Annotated in this window: 2 protein-coding genes and 1 pseudogene; all 3 read right to left on the bottom strand. The window is 69.6% G+C overall.

The window, feature by feature from the left end; all coding sequences use genetic code 11:
* Positions 1–232: pseudogene (locus KS423_RS43535) on the bottom strand (sucrase ferredoxin); the annotation flags it as partial.
* Between the two features lie 38 nt (positions 233–270).
* Complete coding sequence (locus KS423_RS43540; protein ID WP_224285220.1) at positions 271–993, bottom strand: hypothetical protein; 723 nt, start codon at positions 991–993, stop codon at positions 271–273.
* A gap of 17 nt (positions 994–1010) precedes the next feature.
* On the bottom strand, positions 1011–2015 hold the full coding sequence (locus KS423_RS43545) for a hypothetical protein (protein ID WP_224285221.1): 1005 nt from the start codon (positions 2013–2015) through the stop codon (positions 1011–1013).
* Positions 2016–2413: the final 398 nt, after the last annotated feature.

Consider the following 2413-nt stretch of genomic DNA (forward strand, 5'->3'; position numbering starts at 1 on the left):
TCGGCAGGCAGTCCGCGTGCCGCCCGGGCCGGCGGATCAGCGCCACTCGCACGCCCGTCCCGGCCGCGGCCGCCTCCAGCGCCCGCCCGACCGCCGCGTCCAGGTGGCTCTCGCCCAGCGCCTTCGCGCCCCACGGCCCGTTCTGCTCCACCAGCAGCCAGGTGGTCGCCACTGCCGCCGTCGCGGCCAGCGGCTCCGAAAGTTCACGCGACACGGTCGCACAGGTGCTCACCCCGGCAAGGCTACCCTCAGCTGATCACCCTCACTCGATCACCCGAACGCGGCCCTCACCCGCTGGGCGACCGCCTCGTCCACCATCTCGTACAGCGGCTCGGAGACGGTCGGGAGGTCGGCGAACTCCAGGTGGATGCTGCGGACGACGTCCGCGAACAGCTCCGAGTAGAGCACCCAGTCCTCCGGGCAGGGGGTGCTCAGCTCCAGCGAGAGCAGCTCGATCTCGTTCGGCAGCGGCAGGTGCACCTGGATCACCGAGGTGGTCAGTACCCCGTCGACGAGCGGGACCGCCAGGCCGTCCAGCGGGGTCGCCCCGTCGTCGACCGCGGTCGCGACGGCGTCGATCACCGCCACCGCCCGCCCGGCCGGCAGCTCGACCGCCGTCACCTCCGCCTCCGGACGGGACAGGGCCAGCCGGGTGAGCAGGAAGTCGACGGCGCCCGCGTAGTCGGTGCCCTCCAGTGGGCACAGCGAGGCCGTGATCGTGGCCATGCTCGGACGGCCGTCCACGTCCACCAGGCACATCCCGGCGTGGATCACCCCGGCCTCCGCCATCGGCGGGATCAGCTCCGCCAGCGCCACCGCCCAGCGCACCCGCACCTCCTCGGGCTGGGAGGCCAGCACCTCGCAGACCAGCTCCCAGAGCTCCTCGGCCACCGGGTCGTCGGTGCCCAGCACCGGGACCTCGTGGAAGGCGGGCGGGACGACGAAGCGGATCTGAAGGCGGGTGTCCCCGGTGGCTGTCGGAATGTCGGACATTGGGCCTTCCACGGAGGTCATGAGGGCTTGCGGATCCGGTTGCGCACGTCCAGCCAGGTCGGCGGGACGGGGACCGGGACGCCGTACGCGCGGGCCTCGATGAGCAGGTCGAGGTAGGCGTTGGCGTGGTCGTGCATCCCGGAGCGGTGCCAGGTCCGGTACGTCTTCAGAGCCGGCAGGGCCGTGCACACACCGACGGCCATCAGTCCGATGGCGGCTGATCGGAACTGTTGGGCGCGCTCGATGTGAGAGGGATCCTGGCCGATGGAGAAGACGGTCACGGCCGTGAGCAGAGCCAAGATGGAGACCGACCTCCATGCGAGGTGCCAGTGGCGGCAGCGCCGCAAGGTGGTGAGCAGTCCCCGGACGGCCTGTTCGTTGAGGAAGTCGAGGGCGTACGGAGCACCGATTTCACGTGCCCGGCCGGCCAGTGTCCAGTGGCGCGTGAGTGCGGCGGCCGGCAGTACCGGGAACTTCGGGTCGATGACGGCGTCTGTCGGCCACCACGAGCCGGACGGTGCGGGAGCAGCGGAGGGGCGCGCGGTCGGGGCAGTGGGGTACGGGGCCGGGGCGGTCGGTGGTTGCGGAGCGGCCGCGGCGTCCTGTTCCCACGAGGCCCGATCGGTGTCGGCTCCCCACTCGGCGGGAATCTGGAAGGGCATCCCCGCGCGCCTGGCCTGGCTCAGTAGACCGATGTACGCGGTGAAGTGCACGGAAGCGTTGGTCTTTGCCGAGCCGCGGTTCGCGTCCCATATCCAGAGTGCGATTCCGGCCGGAACCCCCAGGATCACCGCCGCCCAATTGCCGGTGATCGAGGAGACCGCTATGCCCATGATGATGAGCAGCAACGCCAGTTCGTCGAAGGAGTCCAGCCGGTTCCGTAGCCGCAGGTGTCTGATCACCACGTTGCGGGCCACGTCGTCGTTCAGCAGGCTGACCCCGTAGAGCGTCTCGGCCCGCCGTGCCGCCTCGGCCACTTCGGGTATGGCGGCGAGCTGTCCGCCCGAAACGGGTAGTGTCACACGGAGGTCCTTGACCATGAGTCTTCCTCTCAGCCGACGGCGTTCAGGAACGGTGCGGACGCCGGTCGGTACGCGGGCTTCGGAAGCGGTCCCGGGGCCTCGACGCGTGACTCCCGAGCCTTCTCCTTCTCCTCGTCCTGGCCCCATGCGGTTGCCGCACTCGTCGAGTTGTTTGGACACTGTTTTCATCCGGCCCATGTCGATCTTGAATTCTTCGGCCAACTCCACCTCCCCCCAGGGGTGGTGATGTGCTGTTGGAGCACCTGTTCGGTGAACCTAACCCATGGGATGGCAAAGTCCCGGCCATGGCCGGGAATTGGAGATCACCCTTCCGGATTCCCGGTCGTACGGGCACGAAAAAGCGGAGGGGCACCGGATGGTTCCGGTGCCCCTCCGCT

This window comes from Streptomyces sp. LS1784 (genome assembly GCF_020103755.1).
Lineage (GTDB): Bacteria > Actinomycetota > Actinomycetes > Streptomycetales > Streptomycetaceae > Kitasatospora.